The organism is Acidovorax sp. DMC1 (genome assembly GCF_056314325.1).
The window spans coordinates 59244-79815 of the sequence record NZ_JBQUYO010000002.1 but is presented as its reverse complement, the minus strand read 5'-3'; the positions used below and the strand labels follow the sequence as shown (position 1 = coordinate 79815).

Sequence of the window (20572 nt, the reverse complement as noted above, 5' to 3'; positions counted from 1 at the left end):
CGGTTCAGCGCCCCAGCATCTGCTCCAGCGCCTCGCGGATGGCGCGGGGCTTGTTGACCCCATCGTCGATTGCAGAGCATGTGGGGCTGCGCTCCACCTCCGGACCGCTGGTGCCGACCCGAGCGAACAAGCGTTCGCAGTCGCAACGCAGCGTGGCCAGCGTCTTGCGAGACCGCTGGTGTTTCACTTCCGCCACCCAGCAGCGGTCTGCGCAGCCGCAGGACCGGTACTGCAAGGTTTCCCCCGCCCTGCCCCAATCGAGCGGATAGGCGCCAGTGCCGCCTGCGGCTTCGGCCCCTTGCCCTGCCAGCGCCAACACGAGCGCGGCACACACCCTGGTGCCGACCCGAAGCGCACGCTGCAGTGAAAACACGGAATGCACGGGAGTTGGTGATCGCGCCGTTCAGCCCAGTGCCGCAATCACATCCGCCGGGGCCTGCACCAGCTCGATCAGCACGCCCTCACCGGCAATCGGAAACTCGTCATTGCTCTTGGGGTGCAAGAACGTGATGTCGTAGCCCGCAGCGCCCTTGCGGATGCCACCGGGGGCAAAGCGCACGCCCTTGGCAGTGAGCCATTCCACAGCCTTGGGCAGGTCGTCGATCCACAGGCCGATGTGGTTGAGCGGCGTGGTGTGCACGGCTGGCTTTTTCTCGATGTCCAGCGGCTGCATGATGTCCACCTCCACCTTGAAGGCGCCCTTGCCCATGGCCAGGATGTCTTCGTCCACGTTCTCGCGCTCGCTCTGGAAGGTGCCGGTCTGCTCCAGGCCCAGCATGTCCACCCACAGCGTCTTCATCCGCTGTTTGTCGGTGCCGCCAATGGCGACTTGCTGGATGCCCAGGACCTTGAAGGGGCGTGGGGTCGTGCTCATGATTACTCCTGATTTGATAGCTGCCAGCGCATATTCCTCTAGCGCTAGCGGCCAAAAAGACTAAAAAAGGGGCGCAAGGCCCCTCCAGATGGACTGTCGGGCCCTTGGGATCACTGGAATTCCAGGATCACCTGATCGACCGCCAGCGACTCGCCCTTGCCCGCCACGATCTTGCCCACCACGCCGTCCTGCGCGGCGAAGAGGATGTTCTCCATCTTCATGGCTTCGATCACAGCCAGCTTCTCACCCGCCTGCACCTTCTGGCCGGGCTGCACCGCCACATCCACCAGCAAACCGGGCATGGGCGAGAGCAGGAACTTGGACAGGTCTGGCGGCGCCTTGAAGGGCATCAGCTTGTGCAGGCGGGCGCCCAGCGGCGACAGCACCAGCGCGTCGATCTGCGTGCCGTTGTGCGCAATGCGCAGCGCCAGCGGGTTCTTGCCCACACCGCGCTCCACCTGGGCAGTGAAGCCCTGACCATTGCACGCGCCCTGCACGCGGATCTGGCCCAGCGTGGCATTGCTACTGATCTGATAGCTGTTGCCGCCTACAGATACTGAGCTAGAGCCCGATTTGTCTTCAAAGTCAGAGACCGTGACTTCGTGGTGCTGGTTCTGCCCTTCGGCGCCCAGCGTCACCACGACAAACTGCTCGCCCACCTTCACCTCATGCCCAGCCAATTGCCCGCTGATGCCCGAAGCGCGAGCGCGGTAGCGGCGGTTCATGTAGGCAGCCAGCGCCACCAAAAACAGCGGGTCGCTGTGCGGCACGTCTTCGGCGTGGAAGCCCTTGCCGTAGTTCTCGGCGATAAAGCCGGTGTTGAAGTCGCCCGTCACAAACTTGGGGTGCGCCAGCAGCGCGGCCTGGAACGGGATGTTGCTGCTGATGCCGCGAATCACAAAGCCGTTGAGCGCTGCGCGCATCTTGGCAATCGCGTCATTGCGGTCCGTGCCGTGCACGATGAGCTTGGCGATCATCGAGTCGTAGTACATCGGGATCTCGCCGCCCTCGTACACGCCCGTGTCCACCCGCACGCCCAGCTTCTTGCTGGTGTCGGACTGAAACATGGTTTCCTCCGGCGGCTGAAAGCGCACCAGGCGACCGGTGGATGGCAGGAAGTTGCGGAACGGGTCTTCGGCGTTGATGCGGCACTCGATGGCCCAGCCGTCGCGTTTCACATCCGCTTGGCTCAAAGGCAGCTTCTCGCCTGCGGCCACGCGGATCATCAGCTCCACCAAGTCCAGTCCGGTGATGCATTCCGTCACCGGGTGCTCCACCTGCAGGCGGGTGTTCATTTCGAGGAAGTAGAAATCCTGGTCCTTGCCGACCACAAATTCCACAGTACCTGCGGATTGGTACTTGACGGCCTTGGCCAGCGCCACCGCCTGCTCGCCCATGGCCTTGCGGGTGGCGTCGCTGATGAAGGGCGACGGCGCCTCTTCGATCACCTTCTGGTGGCGGCGCTGGATGGAGCACTCGCGCTCATTCAGATAGATCACATTGCCGTGGCTGTCGCCCAGCACCTGAATCTCGATGTGGCGCGGCTCCTGCACAAACTTCTCGATGAAGATGCGGTCGTCGCCAAAGCTGTTGCGGGCTTCGTTCTGGCAGCTGGCAAAGCCTTCAAACGCTTCCTTGTCGTTGAACGCCACACGCAGGCCCTTGCCGCCGCCGCCGGCCGAGGCCTTGATCATCACGGGGTAGCCGATGCCCTTGGCGATTTCCACCGCCTGCTCGGGGCCTGCAATCGCATCGTTGTAGCCAGGGATGGTGTTGACCTTGGCCTCGTTGGCGAGCTTCTTGGACGCGATCTTGTCGCCCATGGCCGCAATCGAATGCGCCTTGGGGCCGATGAAGGCAATGCCCTCGTCTTCGCAGCGCTTGGCGAAGGCTTCGTTCTCAGAGAGGAAGCCATAGCCGGGGTGCACCGCTTGCGCGCCGGTCTGCTTGCAGGCCGCAATGATCTTGTCGGCCAGCAGGTAGGACTCGCGCGAGGGCGCGGCGCCAATGTGCACAGCCTCGTCGGCCAGCTTGACGTGGCGGGCTTCCTTGTCGGCGTCGGAGTAGACGGCGACGGTTTTGATGCCCATCTTGCGGGCGGTGGCGATGACACGGCAGGCGATTTCGCCACGGTTGGCGATCAGGATTTTCGTAAACATAAAGAACTCCTCCATCTACGGCTTAGATGCCGCAGGCATTCAATAACGACTGAGAAGACACGGCTCTCTCCTCGACCGACGGGATGCGCTTGTGTAGCGCTTTTGGTCCACCTCGCCAGGTAGTCATGGTTTTCAATGGCTGCGCAAGCCAGCCAATGTTGAAACACACCTCATTGGAATGCTCTGGTGTTGCAAAGAATTCCAAATGACTCCATTCGGGCAGGTTGTCGTGAATCCACCAAGCGATTGCTTCGTAGGGACAGATTTCGGCAAGAACTGCTCTTGAAATACTAGGAACGCTGATGCACGCGGTCGCACCGATTCCATTGCTTTCGCTTGGATGGTCCCAAGTGTGAAATCCACGGTTGTCCGCCGCGCAGTTGTGTTTTTCAACACCTGCAGCATTCACTTCCAAGCTTCGATAGCCAGACCGAACATGAATTCGCCCAAATCGTTTTTGAAGCGGCTCGAGCAGCTGACTACAAAGCTTGGAGCCGGCTTCGACTGCAACGTCGATTCGAGCCTTTTCCGGAACATTTCGCAGGTGGTACTGCACAGCGATTTCGCTGTACAGGAATTCGCGCATGTGAAAGCTCTCGGAAAGTGCAATACGCCCAAGCCGGTCAAGGCCCGAGTAGCTTTGTGGATCAAAACGCGCGGTAACCATTGGGAGTCCTACAGCGGAATGTTGCCGTGCTTGCGCCATGGGTTTTCGAGCTTCTTGTCCCGCAGCATCACCAGACTGCGGCAGATGCGCTTGCGCGTCTCGTGCGGCAGGATCACATCGTCGATAAAGCCGCGCGCCCCGGCCACAAACGGGTTGGCAAAACGCTGCTTGTATTCGGCCTCACGCGCGGCCAGCTTCACGGGGTCGTTCTTGTCTTCGCGGAAGATGATTTCCACCGCACCCTTGGCGCCCATCACCGCGATTTCTGCGTTGGGCCAAGCCAGGTTCACGTCGCCGCGCAGGTGTTTGCTGCTCATCACGTCGTACGCACCGCCGTAGGCCTTGCGTGTGATGACGGTGATCTTGGGCACGGTGCACTCGGCATAGGCGTACAGCAGCTTGGCGCCGTGTTTGATGATGCCGCCGTATTCCTGGCTGGTGCCGGGCATGAAGCCGGGCACGTCCACAAACGTGACCACAGGGATGTTGAACGCGTCGCAAAAGCGCACAAAACGTGCGGCCTTGATGCTCGACTTGATGTCCAGGCAGCCCGCCAGCACCAGCGGCTGGTTGGCCACGATGCCCACGGTCTGGCCTTCCATGCGGGCAAAGCCGATGATGATGTTCTTGGCGTACTCGGGCTGCAACTCGAAGAAGTCGCCATCGTCCACAGTCTTGAGGATCAGCTCCTTCATGTCGTAGGGCTTGTTGGGGTTCTCGGGCACCAGGGTGTCCAGGCTCAAGTCCATGCGGTCGGCCGGGTCGTTGCTGGGGCGCACCGGTGCCTTCTCGCGGTTGTTGAGCGGCAGGTAGTTGTACAGGCGGCGCAGCATCATCAGCGCCTCCACGTCGTTCTCGAACGCCATGTCGGCCACGCCGCTCTTGGTGGTGTGCGTCACGGCGCCGCCCAGTTCCTCGGCCGTCACTTCTTCGTGCGTCACGGTCTTGACGACTTCGGGGCCTGTCACGAACATGTAGCTCGAATCCTTGACCATGAAGATGAAGTCCGTCATGGCGGGCGAGTACACGGCGCCACCGGCGCTGGGGCCCATGATCATGCTGATCTGCGGGATCACGCCGCTGGCCAGCACGTTCTTCTGAAACACGTCGGCATAGCCGCCGAGGGACGCGACACCTTCCTGGATGCGGGCGCCGCCCGAGTCGTTCAGGCCGATGACCGGAGCGCCGACCTTCATGGCCTGGTCCATCACCTTGCAGATCTTTTCGGCGTGGGTTTCGCTGAGCGCACCGCCAAACACCGTGAAGTCTTGGCTGAACACGAACACCAGGCGGCCATTGATCATGCCGTAGCCTGTCACCACACCGTCGCCGGGGATCTTGTTGTCCTCCATGCCAAAGTCGGTGCAGCGGTGTTCGACGAACATGTCCCATTCTTCGAACGTGCCGTCGTCCAGCAGCAGCTCAATGCGCTCGCGCGCCGTGAGCTTGCCCTTGGCGTGCTGCGCATCAATGCGCTTTTGCCCGCCGCCCAGGCGTGCCAGGGCACGCTTTTTCTCCAGTTGCTCCAGGATGTCTTGCATGGTCGTCCTTTGGTGAATGGGTTGGTGTCTACTATTTATTTGATAGCTGCCAGCGCATGATTGGATTGCGCTAGCAGCAGATTTCGTGCTGCAGTCGATGCCGCAATGCGTCCTGCGGCCACATCGGCCTGCATCTGGGGCAGTAGCTCACGCACCTGCGGGTGCTGGCGAAACGCGAGCTTGAGGCCTGCGTCGATGCGCTCCCACATCCAGGACAGCGCCTGCTTTTCGCGCCGCGTGGCCAGGCGTCCGTTGGCGGTTTGCAGCTGGCGGAACTGCGTGACGGCGGCCCAGAAGCTGTCTACGCCCTGCCCCAGCAGCGCGCTGATTTGCACTACCTTCGGGTGCCACAGCGTTTCGTCGTGGTGCGCGTTTTCCGGGTTGCCGTGCTGGCTCAAGAGGCGCAGGCTGGAGGTGATTTGTGCCTCGGCCCGTGTGGCGGCGTTCTTGTCGATGTCGGCCTTGTTGATGACCACCAGGTCGGCAATCTCCATCACGCCCTTCTTGATGGCCTGCAGGTCGTCGCCCGCGTTGGGCAGCTGCATCAGCACAAACATGTCCGTCATGCCCGCCACCGCGATCTCGCTCTGGCCCACGCCCACGGTTTCGACGATCACCACGTCGTAGCCTGCGGCCTCGCAGACCAGCATGGCCTCGCGCGTCTTCTCAGCCACGCCGCCCAGCGTGCCGCTGCTGGGGCTGGGGCGGATGTAGGCCTTTTCGTGCACCGACAGGTGCTCCATGCGCGTCTTGTCGCCCAGGATGGAGCCGCCCGAGACGGTGCTGGAGGGGTCGATGGTGAGCACGGCCACGCGGTGACCTTGGCCGATCAGGTAGAGGCCCAGGGCTTCGATGAAGGTGGACTTGCCCACGCCGGGCACGCCGCTGATGCCCAGGCGGAAGGCCTTTCCCGTGTGCGGGAGCAGCTGGGTCAGCAGCTCGTCGGCTTGGGCGCGGTGGTCCACCCGCGTCGATTCGAGCAGCGTGATGGCCTTGGACATAGCGCGGCGTTGAAGGGGGCCGGGTTGGCCCACGACTCCTTGGTAGAGGTTCATGGTGCAACCTCCGCCGTGCGTGCATCGAACTCCGGGCTCCACCGGTACTCCAGATCGAACTCCTGCTCTTCCACCAGCCGGAAGCCATGGCGCAAGTAGAAGCGGTTGGCGTCGCTGCCGCGCAGCGCACCCAGCGTGATGTCCTGACCCGCAGCCCGACCCTGTGCCTTGACCCATTCCAGCGCCCAGGTCCCCACACCGCGCCCCTGAGAAGCCGGGTGGATGTAGAGGTGATGCAAGCGCAGGCTGTTTGATCCTGCGTGCGGAATGAGCGTGAGGTAGCCCACACGCTCGCCGCTGATGAGGATGTGCCGCATGCACGCAGGCTCGAACGCGCTGCGCAAGCGCTCCCGCACGCGCACCGGGTCAAAACGGCCCAGGCGCTCCAGGCTTTCGCGCAGGGCTTCGGCGCGAAGATCGGCCATGGGCTCGAAGTCCCCGGCGGCGACGCTGCCCAAGCTCAACATGGACGACTCCACCAAACTCACGCAGCCACAGCCTTGCGAATCTGTTCCAGCACATCCTTGGCGCTGGCCGGAATCGGTGTTCCAGGGCCGTAGATGCCCTTCACGCCCGCTTCGTACAGGTGCTCATAGTCCTGCGCCGGGATCACGCCACCGACAAACACGATGATGTCGTCGGCGCCCTGGTCCTTGAGCGACTGGATGATGGCGGGCACCAGCGTCTTGTGGCCTGCGGCCAGCGTGCTCACGCCCACGGCGTGCACGTCGTTTTCAATCGCCTGGCGCGCGCACTCCTCGGGGGTCTGGAACAGCGGGCCCATGTCCACGTCAAAGCCCAGGTCGGCAAACGCGGTGGCCACCACCTTGGCGCCCCGGTCGTGCCCATCCTGGCCCAGCTTGGCGATCATCACCCGCGGGCGGCGGCCTTGTTCTTCGGCAAAGGCGTTGATTTCGGTCTTGAGTTTGTCCCAGCCTTCGGCCGAGTCATAGGCTGCTGCGTACACACCGGTCACCTTTTGTGTATCGGCGCGATGGCGCCCAAAAACCTTCTCCAGCGCATCGCTGATCTCGCCCACGGTGGCACGCAGACGTACAGCCTGGATGGACAAATCGAGCAGGTTGCCCTCGCCACTCTCTGCGGCGGCGGTCAACGCATCCAGCGCTGCCTGCACCTTGGCGGCATCGCGCGTTGCACGGATCTTTTGCAGGCGAGCGATCTGGCCGTCACGCACCTTCATGTTGTCGATCTGCAGGATGTCGACCGGGTCTTCCTTGGTCAGCTTGTACTTGTTGACGCCCACGATCACGTCCTTGCCACTGTCGATGCGCGCCTGCTTCTCGGCCGCGGCAGCTTCGATCTTGAGCTTGGCCCAGCCGCTGTCCACGGCCTGGGTCATGCCACCCATGGCCTCGACCTCTTCGATGATCTTCCAGGCCGCGTCGGCCATGTCCTGGGTCAGCTTCTCCATCATGTAGCTGCCGGCCCAGGGGTCGATCACGTTGGTGATGTGGGTCTCTTCCTGGATGATGAGCTGCGTGTTGCGCGCAATGCGGGCGCTGAACTCGGTGGGCAGCGCAATGGCTTCGTCAAAGCTGTTGGTGTGCAGACTCTGCGTTCCGCCAAACACGGCCGCCATGGCCTCGATGGTGGTGCGCACCACGTTGTTGTAGGGGTCCTGCTCGGTGAGGCTCCAGCCCGAGGTCTGGCAGTGCGTGCGCAGCATGAGGCTCTTGGGGTTCTTGGCCCCCGTGGCCTTCATGATGCGGCACCACAGCAGGCGCGCGGCGCGCATCTTGGCGACTTCGAGGTAAAAGTTCATGCCGATGGCCCAGAAGAAACTCAGGCGCCCGGCGAATTCGTCCACGTCCATGCCCTTGGCGATGGCGGTCTTCACATATTCTTTGCCGTCGGCCAGGGTGAAGGCCAGCTCCAGTGCCTGGTTGGCCCCGGCTTCCTGCATGTGGTAACCGCTGATCGAGATCGAGTTGAACTTCGGCATGTTCTTGGCCGTGTACTCGATGATGTCGCCAATGATCTTCATCGACGGCTTGGGCGGGTAGATGTAGGTGTTGCGCACCATGAACTCTTTCAGAATGTCGTTCTGAATGGTTCCGCTGAGCTTGTCTTGCGAGACGCCCTGCTCTTCTGCCGCCACCACATAGCCCGCCAGCACGGGCAGCACCGCGCCGTTCATGGTCATCGATACGCTGACCTTGTCCAGCGGGATCTGGTCGAACAGGATCTTCATGTCCTCGACCGAATCAATCGCCACACCGGCCTTGCCCACATCGCCCGTCACGCGGGGGTGATCGCTGTCGTAGCCCCGGTGGGTGGCCAGGTCAAACGCCACCGACACGCCCTGCCCGCCTGCGGCCAGCGCCTTGCGGTAGAAGGCGTTGGACTCTTCAGCGGTCGAAAAGCCTGCGTATTGGCGAATGGTCCACGGCCGCACCGCATACATGGTGGCCTGGGGGCCGCGCAGGTAGGGTTCAAAACCCGGCAGCGTGTTGGCATAAGGCAGGCTGGCCGTGTCTTCGGCGGTGTACAGCGGCTTGACGGTGATGCCATCGGGCGTGACCCAGTTGAGGGCGCTGACATCGCCCCCCGGTGCCGACTTGGCTGCGGCCTTGGCCCAGGCTTCCAGCGAAGACGCGGCGAACTCTGGGGCGTTGTTGGTGGGTTTGTCACTCATGGCAAAAGCTACTCCGAAGATGGCATGGGGGCGTCCAACACGGCGCACAGGCGGTGACCGCACAGGTACTGTGGTGTGGCGGCGAGTTTACATCATTCATAATTATTGATTCAAAATATTCCGTGCAGCTTACAATCCGCCCCATGTCTGCCCTCACCCTCACTCCCCGCGCGCTCTATGAAGAAGTGGCCGAGCAATTGCGCCAGCGCATCTTCCGCCGCGAGCTGGAGCCCGGCAGCTGGATCGACGAGCTCAAGATTGCCGAGGAATTCGGCATCAGCCGCACGCCACTGCGCGAAGCGCTGAAGGTGCTGGCCGCCGAAGGCCTGGTCACGATGAAGGTGCGCCGTGGCGCCTATGTGACGGAGATGAGCGAAAAAGACCTGCGCGACGTGTACCACCTGCTCAGCCTGCTGGAGAGCGACGCCGCAGGCGTGGTGGCCGAGCGCGCCACCGACGCCCAGTTAAAGACCCTGCAGGACCTGCACGCCGAGCTGGAAGCCGCCGTGGCCGACCGCGAGCAATTCTTTGCCATCAACGAGCGCTTTCACATGCACCTGCTGGAGATGGCCGACAACCGCTGGCGCAGCCAGATGGTGGCCGACCTGCGCAAGGTGATGAAGCTCAACCGCCACAACTCGCTTTTCAAACAAGGGCGCATCGAAGATTCGCTGGGCGAGCACCGCGCCATCCTGGCCGCCATGGTGGCGCGCGACGCCAAGGCCACGGTCAAGGCCATGCAGGCGCACTTTGCGCAGGGGCTGGAAGCGGCGACCTGAGGTGCTGCGGGCCGTGCAGGCATGCACCCACGCGGCCACGATCATTCCGCAAACAGGAACGCACCATTTGCAACACATGGGGTGATCGCACACGGCCCGGCCCAGGTTGCGCTCGTTATCATCCCCCGGGTTTCCACCGAGGCAGTGGCGCCGCACGCCACAGCAGCCTCCACCGCCGAGTTTGATGACCTCTACCCCCGCCGATATTGCCAGCGTGCAAACGCTGCCCCAGCTCCTGGCCTACCGCGCCGCCCGCACCCCCCAGGCCGAGGCCTACCGGGCGTTTGATTCCTCCCGCCAAGCCTGGGCCAGCCTGACCTGGGCGCAGACCGCAGAGCGCGTGAACACCTGGGCCCAAGCCCTCGCCGCCATGCAGCTGCCACCGGCCGCGCGCGTGGCCATCTTGCTGCCCAACGGCCTGCATGCCATGTGCGCCGACCAGGCCACGCTGGCCACTGGTGGCGTGCCCGTGCCGCTGCACGCCATCGACAACCCGGGCAGCATCGCCTACATCCTGGCCGACTGCGAGGCCTCGATGCTCATCGTGAGCCAGGCCGAGCAGTGGGAAAAGATCCGCGCCGTGGGCACGCCGCTCCCAGCCCTGCGCGCCGTGGTCATTACCGATGACGACGACGCCTTCAAGCCCACCCCGGCGTCTATCGACAGCCCGGCCGTGGGCTCGCTCGCGCAGTGGCTGACGGGGGCGGGGCAAACGGGCGCTCCTACAACCGGCATGGGCCCGCAGGCCGATGACCTGGCCGCCATCGTCTACACCTCTGGCACCACCGGCAAACCCAAGGGCGTGATGCTGACGCACCGCAACGTGGTGAGCGACGTGAAAGCCGTGCTGGAGCGCATTGCTCCCACGGTGGACGACGTGTTCCTGTCGTTCCTGCCGCTGTCGCACACCTTTGAACGCACGGGCGGCTACTACCTGCCGATTGCCGCAGGCAGTTGTGTGGCCTATGCGCGCTCTGTGGCCCAGCTGGCGGAAGATCTGAAAACCATACGCCCCACTGTGCTGGTGTCGGTGCCGCGCATTTACGAGCGCATCCACGCCAAGCTGATCGAAAAGCTCTCGCCCACCCCGTGGAAGATGCAGCTCTACGAAGCCGCGCAGAACAAGGGCTGGGCCCGGTTTTGTGCCGCACAGCGCCTACCGGCCCCCACGCCCGATGCCAGCAGCCAGGCTGCAGGTTGGATGGCGGCCCTGCCCTGGCCGGTGCTGCAGGCCCTGGTGGCCAAACCCTTGCTGGCCCAGTTTGGCGGCCGTGTGCGCGTGGCGGTGAGTGGCGGCGCCCCGCTGTCGCCCACCATTGCCAAGTGTTTTCTGGGCCTGGGGCTGCCGCTGATTCAGGGCTACGGCATGACCGAGACCGCACCGGTGGTGTCGGTCAACGCACTGGACGACAACGACCCCACCTGCGTGGGCAAGGCCTTGCCCGGTGTGGAGGTGCGCATTGGCGACAACCACGAGCTGCAGGTGCGCGGCCCCATTGTGATGAAGGGCTACTGGAAGCGGCCGGAAGACACCGCGCGCATCCTGAGCCCCGACGGCTGGCTAGGCACGGGCGACCAGGCCGACATCGTGAACGGCCGCATTTACATCAAGGGCCGCATCAAGGAAATCATCGTCACCTCGACAGGCGAGAAGATCCCCCCCGGCGACCTGGAACTGGCCCTGCTGGCTGACCCGTTGCTGGAACAAGCCTTTGTAGTGGGCGAAAACCGCCCATTCATTGCCTGTGTGGCTGTGCTGAACGCGGGCGAATGGCAGCGCCTGGCGGCCGACCTGGGCCTGAACCCCCAGGCGGCGGACAGCCTGAACCACCCCAGCGTGCACCGCGCCGTGCTGGCGCGCATCGAAAAGAACACCGCCAGCTTTGCCCGCTATGCCGTGCCGCGCACGGTGCACCTGACGCTGGAGCCGTGGACGATTGAAAACACCTTCATGACCCCCACGCTCAAGCTCAAGCGCAACAACCTGATGGCGCACTTTGCCGAGGCGATTGAGGGCATGTACCAAAAGCCGGGGCGCTGAGCCAGTCAAGACGGGCTCAGTGCACCAGCTCGCCCTCCCGGGCGTAGGCGGAGCCAAAACGGTTGGCCAGGAAGTCCGCAAGCGCCACGGACTCCTGCCCCACAAAGCCCTGCTGCGGCAACTTGCCTTGCGCCACCAGGTCCAGCGCCGTGCAGATGCCTGCCGCCGTGGTGAGCTGGATGGCGCTGAGCCGATGCCCCGCCACCTCGGTGCCCACGATGTGGGCGGAATACGAGTCCTGCACCAGCCGCCCGCCCTTGAGGCCTGAGGCGGTGGCAAACACCACGATCACATCCTGGTCGGTGGTGGGGATGGCGGTTTCGAGAATGTCCTTGAGCAGATCGCGCCGGTCGCGCAAGCGCAGGTCATTCAGCAGCAGCTTGAGGATGGCGTTGTGGCCCGGGTAGCGGATGGACTGGTAGTCCACCTGCCGCGCCTTGCCCGCCAAGGTTTCCGTCAGCGTGCCCAGCCCGCCCGAGGTATTGAAGGCCTCGTACTCCACACCGTCCAGCGCAAAGGTCTCCAGCCCCTCCAGCGCGGGCACCGTGGTGCGCACACCGTCAACAATGGCTTCGCAGGGGTTGCAGTATTCGTTGATGAGGCCTTCGGTGCTCCAGGTCAGGTTGTAGCGCAGGGCGCCCTGCGGATAGCGGGGCAGCGCACCCACGCGCATGCGCAGCGTGTGCAGGGTGTCAAAACGCCGGGCCAGATCGTTGCCCACGATGCCGATGAAGCCCGGCGCCAGGCCGCACTGGGGCATGAGCACGCTGCGGGCGTTGGCGGCCAGGGCGCGGATTGCCTGGGTGCTGGCCACGTCTTCGGTCAGGTCAAAGTAATGCACGCCTGCGCTGGCGCACAACGTGGCTACGGGCACAGCGCGGTGGAAGGGCAATGCGTTCAGCACGGCAAAGCGGCCATCGATGGCGGCTTGCAGACTGGCGTCGTCCACGGTCAAACGGGTGGAGATCCCCAGCGCCGCCACTTCGGCCAGGCGGGCCGGATCACGGTCCGCCACCAGGATGTCGTAGTCGCCGGACTGCTGCAGCAAGAGCGCCATCGCAAAGCCGATGTGGCCCGCCCCCAGGATGGTGATGGCGCGGCGGGCGGCGGAGTTCGAGGTAGTGGCAAAGGTGGTCATGGCAGCGCTCCCGGTAGTGCTCGCCACATGCAGCGGCGAGGTGTTGGTGATGCCTTGATGCTAGGCAGCAGCACTGTCAATGTGTAGCTCTCAAAACGTCGAAAGCAGCAGTTTGTTTTGCCATAACGGCGAATATGATGGGCGTTATGACTTTTTGGACGGAGCACCCATGACCCAGCCCCTGGATGACACCGACCGGCAACTGCTCAGCCTGTTGCAGGCCAACGCGCGCGAGGGCACGGCCCAGCTCGCCCGCAAGCTGGGGCTGGCCCGCACCACCGTGGTGGCGCGCATTGCGCGGCTGGAGCGTTCCGGGGTGGTCGCGGGCTATGGGGTGCGGCTGGGTCAGCGGCTAGACGCCACCACCGTGCGCGCCTGGTGCAGCATCAGCGTGCTGCCCAAGACAGCGCCCGCCGTGTTGCGCGCGCTGGAGGCGATGGTAGAGGTCGAAGAGGTGTCGGCCGTGAGCGGGCCGTTTGACTACCTGGTGTTCTTGCGTTGCACCAGCCACGAGCAGCTCGATACCCTGCTCGACAAGGTGGGCCAACTGGACGGCGTGCACCAGACGCAGACCAGCATCGTGCTCAGCCGCAAGATCGACAGGCGAAGCGTGGGGGCCTGAATACCGCCCACCGCTTTTACTACTTTTTTGATAGCTGCCAGCGCTTTCTAAATAAGCGCCAGCAGCCGATTTCATTCAAAAAGCCAACTAACTCAGGCCTCGAATTGCATCGGGTTCTTACCCCGGATGGGCGCATAAAACGCCTTGATGCTCGCCATGTCCCGCTCCACATCGCCCGTGGGCTCAAACACCGGGCCCAGGCCGCCGACCTTGCGGCCGTAGTCCACAAACGCCAGCACGATGGGAACACCCGCCTGCTGGGCAATGAAGTAGAAACCCGTCTTCCAGTGCCGCGTCTTGCCCCGCGTGCCTTCGGGCGGCACGATGAGCTGCATGGGGCCGTCGGCATCGCGCATGGCCTGGGCCGAGCTGGCGACGAGGTTGTTGGCCTGGCTGCGGTCCACCGGGATGCCGCCCAGCCAGCGCATCACCCCGCCAAACGGCGCCTTGAACAGGCTGTGTTTGCCCATCCAGTACACCCGCAGCCGCAGCGAAAACGCGAGCATCAGCGTGTAGGGCAGGTCCCAGTTGCTGGTGTGCGGTGCGGCAATGAGCACGCTTTTGGCGGCGTGGACAGGCAAGGCGCCTTCGACCTTCCAGCCGGTGATGCGCAGGGTGAAGCGGGAAAAAGCGCGCAGGAGCGTGTTGACAACCGGCGTGTCAAAAATGGTGTGGTGCATGGGAAACGGGTGACAGAACGGGGCCTGGAGCGCTGGAGCGGGTGAAAAACCCGGGCTGTGCAGGCATCGAAAGCGCCGCGAGTATCGCTGATCAGGGCAATGCCCCGCCTTGACGCAAGGCAAATGACCGTCGCCATCACATCCTTTCGCCCCATGCCAGGCGCTATTGTTGTGATAGCTGTTAGGGCAATAAAAATAGGCGCTAACGGGTGTTAGCGCCAAGTTTTCGGTCGCAGCGACTGCCATGCCAAATAAAGCTGGCGTTTGCACCCCACAGGTCCAGAATTCGCCTCCAGCAGGCCCGTGTTCTCACTGCCGCCCCATGCTGCAAGCCCAGCGCCCCACCACCCCGCACTACCGCGACCGCAAGCGGTATGCATGGCTGCTGTCGCTGGTGGTGCCCTGCACCGTGGGCGTAGGCCCGGCGTTGATGGCCTGGACGGGCAATCCGCTGTCGCTGTGGGCGCCGGTGGCGTTTTTCTACCTCGTCGCCCCGTTGCTGGACTGGGTGCTGGGCGTGGACCAGAGCAACCCGCCCGAATCCGCCGTGCCTGCATTGGAAAACGACCGGTACTACCGCCGCATCACCTTTTTGCTGGTGCCGGTGCTGTGGGCGGCCTTCCTCTTCCGCGCTTGGTGGGTGGCCACGCAGCCCCTGCCCTGGCACGGCGTGCTGGCGATGGTCTTGACCACCGGCACAGTGGGCGGGTTCTGCATCAACCTGGGGCATGAGCTGGGCCACAAGAACACGGCGCTGGAGCGCTGGCTGGCCAAGCTGGTGCTGGCGCCCACGGCCTATGGACACTTCTTTATCGAACACAACCGGGGCCACCACCGCGACGTGGCCACCCCGGCCGACCCGGCTTCGTCGCGCATGGGCGAGTCCATCTACCGCTTTGTGCTGCGCGAGATGCCCGGCGCCGCACGCCGCGCCTGGGCGCTGGAGAAAGACCGCCTGGCCCGCCAGCACCTGCCGCTGCTTACATGGCACAACGAGATCCTGCAGCCCGCGCTCGTCACGGCGCTGCTGTGGGCCGGGCTGGCGCTGTGGCTGGGTGTGGCGATCCTGCCGTTTTTGCTCGCGGCGTCGTTCTGGGCCAACTTTCAGCTGACCTCGGCCAACTACGTCGAGCACTACGGGCTGCTGCGCCGCAAGGACGCCAGCGGCCGCTACGAACCTTGCCGCCCCCAGCATTCGTGGAACAGCAACCATGTGTTCTCCAACTGGGCCCTGTTCCATCTGCAGCGACACTCCGACCACCATGCCCACCCGCTGCGCCGCTACCAGTCGCTGCGCCACTTTGACGATGTGCCGCAACTGCCCATCGGCTACTTCGGCATGTTCACGCTGGCCTATGTGCCGCCCCTATGGCGCCGCGTGATGGATCCGCGCCTGCTGGCCCAAGTGGGCCGCGATGCCGCCCACATCAACATCGACCCGCGCCAGCGGGCCGCGATCGCGCGGAAATACGGGTTGCGCGACCTGGGTTAGGACGGCTGGACGGGGTGGCGACCGTTCACAGGACGTCGGCTGGGCCAAACACCTCGGCCCTTGCACTTCATTATTGATAGCACGCAGCGCAATCAGCACTAGCACCTGCATCTGTTTTGACTCAAAAACCTCCTGCGACACCTATAGCGCAGCCAGTGGGATAATCCTGGGCTCGCACCTGCAGCCCCGCAGCGCCCCCGACCAGAGGGGCCGCTCTGCTGCAGAACCTTCCCTCCCCGCCTTTGCTGTTTGCCCGTGGAAACCACCCTGAGCCCCTGGCGCATGTCCGTCGCCCCCATGATGGACTGGACTGACCGCCACTGCCGTTACTTTCACCGGCTGCTGACCCGCCAGACCCTGCTGTACACCGAGATGGTGAACGCAGGCGGCATTCTGTATGGCGGCACCGAGCGCCACCTGCGCTACAACGCCGAAGAGCACCCCGTGGCCCTGCAGCTGGGCGGCAACGAGCCCGACAAACTGGCCCAGGCCGCCAGGCTGGGTGAGGAATGGGGCTACGACGAAATCAACCTGAACTGCGGTTGCCCCAGCGACCGCGTGCAGCGCGGCGCCTTTGGAGCCAGCCTGATGAAGGCCCCCCAGCTGGTGGCCGACTGCGTGAAGGCCATGAAGGACGTGGTGAGCGTGCCCGTCACCGTCAAGCACCGCATCGGTATCGACAAGGTGGAGGACTACGGCTTTGTGCGCGACTTCATCGGCACCGTGGCCGAGGCAGGCTGCACCGTGTTCATCGTGCATGCGCGCAACGCCTGGCTGCAGGGCCTGAGCCCGAAGGAAAACCGCGACATTCCGCCCTTGCGCTACGAGGTGGTGCACCGCCTGAAGGCCGAGTTTCCGCGGTTCACCATTGCCATCAACGGCGGCATCACCACCGATGACGTGGTGCAGGAGCAGTTGCAACATCTGGACGGCGTGATGATCGGCCGCGAGGCGTACCATAACCCCTGGTGGCTGGCGCGCTGGGACCAGCTTTACTACGGCGGCGCCCCATGCCCCCTGACCCGCGAGGAAGTGGAGCTGGCCATGGTCGAGTACATGGAGCGCGAAGCCGCGCAGCATGGCACCCCCTGGCCCCACATCGCCCGCCACATGCTGGGCCTGCGCCACAGCCTGCCCGGCGCCCGAATCTGGCGCCAGGTGTGGAGCAACCACCTGCTCAAGGACCGCCCCGCGCGGGAGGTGCATGCGTTAGCGATGCAGGCCTATGTAAGTGGAACGGCCGAGTCAGAAGCCGCTCACGCGCAACCGGCGTTGTCGGTCTGAACTGAATCATCGACTGGTCGGAGCTGTAACGCAGGCGGTGATGAGCAAACGTGCGAATAGTCCGTCCACAGTGCGGGTGTGTTTGCGCCCGCCCGTCGCGGCTGATGGCGCACGGTTTGTTGCACTGGCCCAGCACAGCAGCACGCTGCACGCGCCCTGGACTTCAGCCCCTTCAACCCCGGAAGCGTTTGCCAGCTATCTCGCCCAAATGAATCTGCCCACGCACCGGGCGTTGTTGGTGTGTACGCCGGAACAGCATGATGGCAGTGAGCAAATCGCAGGGGTCTTCAACCTTTCCCAGATCGTGATGGGCGACTTTTGCAGCGCCTACCTGGGCTATTACATCTTTGCAGGGTTTGAGCGCCGGGGGCTGATGAGCGTGGGTTTGCGGCATCTGTTGCGCTATGCCTTTGGCACACTGAAGTTGCACCGGCTGGAAGCCAACATCCAGCCCGGTAATGAAGCGTCCATCGCACTGGTGCGCAGCTGCGGATTTCAGCAAGAAGGGTTTTCGCCCGGCTACCTCAAGATCAATGGCCGCTGGCGCGACCACGAGCGCTGGGCCCTCGTGGCCGATTGAGTCAGAGAAGTTGTCTGCACTCTCCAGAACGCTTGTGCACGGAGTCCACGATCAAGATGACCGGGACTCCAACCGCCCCACCCACGCCGCCAGCGGCTCAGGCCGACCGAACAGGTAGCCCTGTAGGCACTCGCACTGGCTCTCAACGAGAAAATCGGCCTGGGCGCGTGTCTCCACCCCCTCGGCCACTACACGCAAGTTGAGGTGGCGGGCCACCGAGATGATGGACTGCACGATGGCTGTGTCGTTGGGGTCGTCGGGTGTGTCGTCCACAAAGCTCTTGTCGATCTTCAGCTCGTACAGCGGGAGCCGCTTGAGGTAGGCCAGGCTCGAATAGCCGGTGCCAAAGTCGTCGATGGAAAAGCGCACACCCAGCTGCACGATCTCGGTCATGCGGGCAATGGTGTCGTCCAGGTCTTCGATCAACAGGCTTTCGGTCACCTCCAGGATCAGCAGGGCCGGGTTGGCGCCGGTGTGGGCCAGGATGTGGCGCACGCGCTCGACAAAGTCGTCCTGGCGAAACTGCCGCTCGCTCACGTTGACCGAGAGCGACAGCGCATGCCCTGCCCCCTGCAGGCGAGCCAGGGTTTCGCAGGCCTGCTGGATCATCCAGTCACCCATGCGCAGGATCAGGCCCGAGGCCTCGGCAATGGGGATGAAGCGGCTGGGCGGGACGTTGCCGCGCACGGGGTGGTCCCAGCGCATCAGCAACTCGCCGCCCACCACGTTGCCGGCCGCATCCACCTGGTTTTGCACAAAGGCCGCCAGTTGGCCCAGCGCCTGCGCTTTTTTCAGGTCTTGCTCCAGCGCCAGGCGCTCCTGCACGTCGGCCTGCATGGCGGCCTCATAAAAGCGGATGCGGTTGCGCCCCAGGTCCTTGGCGCGGTACATGGCCGTGTCGGCCTCTCGCAGCAGGTCTTCCACACCCTCGCCCCGCTTGGGGAAGAGCGTGATGCCGATGCTGCCGGTGGTGCTGTAGAGGTGGGTGTCGATGGTGTACGGCGCCTCCAGCGCGGTACGCATTTCTTCGGCCACCAGCAGCGCGGCGCGCCCGGCGGACTCCATGTCCGACGCCACGTTGTGCACCAGCACCACAAACTCGTCCCCACCCAGGCGCGCCACGGTGTCGCCCGGGCGTTGCAACTGCGTGAGCCGCTGCGCCACCTGCATCAGCAGCATGTCGCCCACCGTGTGCCCCCGCGCGTCGTTGATCTGCTTGAAATTGTCCAGGTCGATGTAGAGCACGGCCCCCACCTGGGCGGCCTTTTGCGCATTGGCCAAAGCGTGTTCCATGCGGTCCAGCAGCATGCGCCGGTTGGGCAGGCCGGTAAGCGCATCAAAGTACGCTAGCTGGTGTGAGCGCGCCTCGGCCTGCTTGCGCTCGGTGATGTCGCGCGACAGCGCGATGAACCGGGGTTCGTCGCCAGGCGCAGCACTCTCCTTGCGCGCAATCGACAACTCAAACCAGTGGGTCACGCCGCCCAGCTCCAGCCGGAACTGGTGGCCTGACGAATACCCGGTGTGGTGCGCCGCTTGCAGGGCCACATGGCAGCCAGCAACGGCCTCCGGCGGCACTACATCGCGCAGCAGGCGGCCCAGAAACATCTCGGGCGGCACCGCCAGCTCTCCCGATCGGGCCGAACGGTAGTGGTGGATGCAGCCGTCCAGCCCCAGCTCAAACAACAGGTCAGGAATGGCGCTGAGCGTGCTTTCGAGGTCGTCGCGGGTGGCGCGCAGCTCGGCCGTCATGTCCCGTGCCAGGGCCACGGCACGCTCGCGCCCCGTGGCCAGCAGCCAGGTGAACCAGGCCAGGATCAGGCTCAGCACCGTGCCCAGCAGCGCCACCGGGTGGTGCCCATCGTCCTGAAAGCGCTGTACAAAGCCCGGCTGGGGCGCCATCTGCAAGGTCCAGCGCCGCCCTCCCAGCTCCAGCTCGCGCTGCGCCTGCAAAGGCTGCCCACCCGCCCCCAGGGCCGGCGCCTTGAGGTTGCTGAACAGCTGCACACCTGCGGCGGCACCGGCGTCTCCAGCGATGGCAACGGGGGACACGGCCCCCGCGCCCGGGGTGCTGTCGATGATCTGCAGGCCGATGTCGGCGTCAAATTCACGGGACATGCCGTGGATCACATCCTCCATGCGAAACGGCGCCGACACCCAGCCCGCCAGCCCTCGCCGCCTGCCCTCCACGGTGCCGTTGTCGGCATCAGCGCGGTACAGGGGCATGTACATCACCAGCCCCGGAGCCGCGTTTTGCATCAGGGTCAGCCGCCCGGACAGCGCCAGCGCTCCGGTGTCGCGGGCCCGGTCCAGCGCCTCCTTGGCGGGTGGAAGGGTCAGTACATCAAAGCCCAGGGCCTTGAGATTGGGGCCCTCCAGCGGTTCGATGTGCGTGATGGGGGCCATCAGTGCGCGCTCGCCGGGCGGGCGCACCGCATATTGGTCGAAGCCCCGCTGGCGCATGTCCTCCAGGTGGGCGGTCAGCGCATTGCCGGGGAACTGCAGGATCAGCGAGACCCCCTGCAGCCCGGGCCGGGTGGCCTGCAACTGCAGCGCACTTACATAGGCCTGGAACTCAGCGCGGTCGATGCGCTCCGAGCCTTCAAAGTAGCCTTTGACCCCGCGCAGCACCACCTCGTAGGTCGCCATGCGGTCCTTGAGGTTGTAGGCGATCTGGTCGGCCGCCACCTCAAAGTTCTGCTCGCGCTTGGCCCGCGTGTTCTTCTCTTCGCTCTGCCAGTACAGAAAGGTCAGGCCCAAGGTCAGCAGCGCAATCAGCGGGGGCAGCACCACGGGCAACCAACGGTGGTAGCTCGTGCCAGCCACCCCGTCGGGCGCCCACGCCACCGGCCCCTGCGGTGCAGGCGCATCGGTGTGCGGAGCGGGTTCTGGTGTCATGGCATCCTGGGTGGTGGAGGCGCGTCGGCGGTACACAGGCTGTGGACCCGAGGGGCTGCACCATTATCAGCATCTGTCCTGCGCCGAAAAGGGGCATTTGCGCGCAAAC

Annotated in this window: 17 protein-coding genes; 6 read left to right on the top strand and 11 right to left on the bottom strand. The window is 64.3% G+C overall.

The genetic code is table 11. The annotated features are described in order from the left end of the window. Positions 1-4 precede the first annotated feature (4 nt). From ACT531_RS04770 to scpA, 8 genes are all read right to left on the bottom strand, one after another. Complete coding sequence (locus ACT531_RS04770) at positions 5-382, bottom strand: hypothetical protein (protein WP_476016668.1); 378 nt, start codon at positions 380-382, stop codon at positions 5-7. Positions 383-403: 21 nt separating this feature from the next. Continuing rightward, positions 404-874, bottom strand: coding sequence for a VOC family protein (locus ACT531_RS04765; RefSeq protein WP_060987719.1), 471 nt, complete (start codon positions 872-874; stop codon positions 404-406). A gap of 110 nt (positions 875-984) precedes the next feature. After that, complete coding sequence (locus tag ACT531_RS04760) at positions 985-3033, bottom strand: acetyl-CoA carboxylase biotin carboxylase subunit (protein ID WP_476016667.1); 2049 nt, start codon at positions 3031-3033, stop codon at positions 985-987. 22 nt (positions 3034-3055) lie between these two features. Beyond that, entirely contained in the window at positions 3056-3619 is a 564-nt protein-coding gene (locus tag ACT531_RS04755) for a hypothetical protein (RefSeq protein ID WP_476016666.1), read from the bottom strand. A gap of 89 nt (positions 3620-3708) precedes the next feature. After that, positions 3709-5241, bottom strand: a complete 1533-nt coding sequence (locus ACT531_RS04750; protein ID WP_476016665.1) for an acyl-CoA carboxylase subunit beta — start codon at positions 5239-5241, stop codon at positions 3709-3711. Positions 5242-5276: 35 nt separating this feature from the next. After that, complete coding sequence (gene meaB, locus ACT531_RS04745) at positions 5277-6296, bottom strand: methylmalonyl Co-A mutase-associated GTPase MeaB (protein WP_476016664.1); 1020 nt, start codon at positions 6294-6296, stop codon at positions 5277-5279. Continuing rightward, positions 6293-6763: a GNAT family N-acetyltransferase gene (locus tag ACT531_RS04740; RefSeq protein ID WP_476016663.1), complete on the bottom strand. Its 471-nt coding sequence runs from the start codon at positions 6761-6763 to the stop codon at positions 6293-6295. Before ACT531_RS04740 ends, meaB begins: the two co-directional genes overlap by 4 nt. A gap of 17 nt (positions 6764-6780) precedes the next feature. Further along, positions 6781-8952 carry a methylmalonyl-CoA mutase gene (gene scpA, locus ACT531_RS04735; protein WP_476016662.1) on the bottom strand — a complete coding sequence of 724 codons (2172 nt, stop codon included), beginning with the start codon at positions 8950-8952 and terminating at the stop codon, positions 6781-6783. Between the two features lie 143 nt (positions 8953-9095). Between scpA and ACT531_RS04730 the strand changes: the two genes are divergently transcribed. Further along, on the top strand, positions 9096-9731 hold the full coding sequence (locus ACT531_RS04730; protein ID WP_060987715.1) for a GntR family transcriptional regulator: 636 nt from the start codon (positions 9096-9098) through the stop codon (positions 9729-9731). A gap of 184 nt (positions 9732-9915) precedes the next feature. Further along, the gene (locus ACT531_RS04725; RefSeq protein ID WP_476016661.1) at positions 9916-11772 is read left to right on the top strand and encodes an AMP-dependent synthetase/ligase; all 1857 of its coding nucleotides are present in this window, start codon (positions 9916-9918) and stop codon (positions 11770-11772) included. A 16-nt stretch (positions 11773-11788) separates the two neighbouring features. On the opposite strand, the gene ACT531_RS04720 is transcribed toward ACT531_RS04725, so the two are convergent. Continuing rightward, on the bottom strand, positions 11789-12910 hold the full coding sequence (locus ACT531_RS04720) for a saccharopine dehydrogenase family protein (RefSeq protein ID WP_476016660.1): 1122 nt from the start codon (positions 12908-12910) through the stop codon (positions 11789-11791). A gap of 169 nt (positions 12911-13079) precedes the next feature. On the opposite strand from ACT531_RS04720, the gene ACT531_RS04715 reads away from it, so the two are divergent. Next, positions 13080-13532: an Lrp/AsnC family transcriptional regulator gene (locus ACT531_RS04715; protein WP_476016659.1), complete on the top strand. Its 453-nt coding sequence runs from the start codon at positions 13080-13082 to the stop codon at positions 13530-13532. A 92-nt stretch (positions 13533-13624) separates the two neighbouring features. On the opposite strand, the gene ACT531_RS04710 is transcribed toward ACT531_RS04715, so the two are convergent. Then, the gene (locus tag ACT531_RS04710) at positions 13625-14212 is read right to left on the bottom strand and encodes a lysophospholipid acyltransferase family protein (protein WP_476016658.1); all 588 of its coding nucleotides are present in this window, start codon (positions 14210-14212) and stop codon (positions 13625-13627) included. Positions 14213-14534: 322 nt separating this feature from the next. Between ACT531_RS04710 and ACT531_RS04705 the strand changes: the two genes are divergently transcribed. The 3 genes from ACT531_RS04705 to ACT531_RS04695 all read left to right on the top strand — a co-directional run bounded on the left by ACT531_RS04705 (position 14535) and on the right by ACT531_RS04695 (position 17568). Further along, on the top strand, positions 14535-15704 hold the full coding sequence (locus ACT531_RS04705) for an alkane 1-monooxygenase (RefSeq protein WP_476016657.1): 1170 nt from the start codon (positions 14535-14537) through the stop codon (positions 15702-15704). Positions 15705-16001: 297 nt separating this feature from the next. Next, entirely contained in the window at positions 16002-16988 is a 987-nt protein-coding gene (gene dusA / locus ACT531_RS04700; protein ID WP_476016991.1) for a tRNA dihydrouridine(20/20a) synthase DusA, read from the top strand. Positions 16989-17028: 40 nt separating this feature from the next. After that, a complete protein-coding gene (locus ACT531_RS04695) occupies positions 17029-17568 on the top strand; it encodes a GNAT family N-acetyltransferase (protein WP_476016990.1) in 540 nt (179 codons plus the stop codon). A gap of 51 nt (positions 17569-17619) precedes the next feature. On the opposite strand, the gene ACT531_RS04690 is transcribed toward ACT531_RS04695, so the two are convergent. Then, on the bottom strand, positions 17620-20463 hold the full coding sequence (locus ACT531_RS04690; RefSeq protein ID WP_476016656.1) for a bifunctional diguanylate cyclase/phosphodiesterase: 2844 nt from the start codon (positions 20461-20463) through the stop codon (positions 17620-17622). Positions 20464-20572 lie beyond the last annotated feature (109 nt).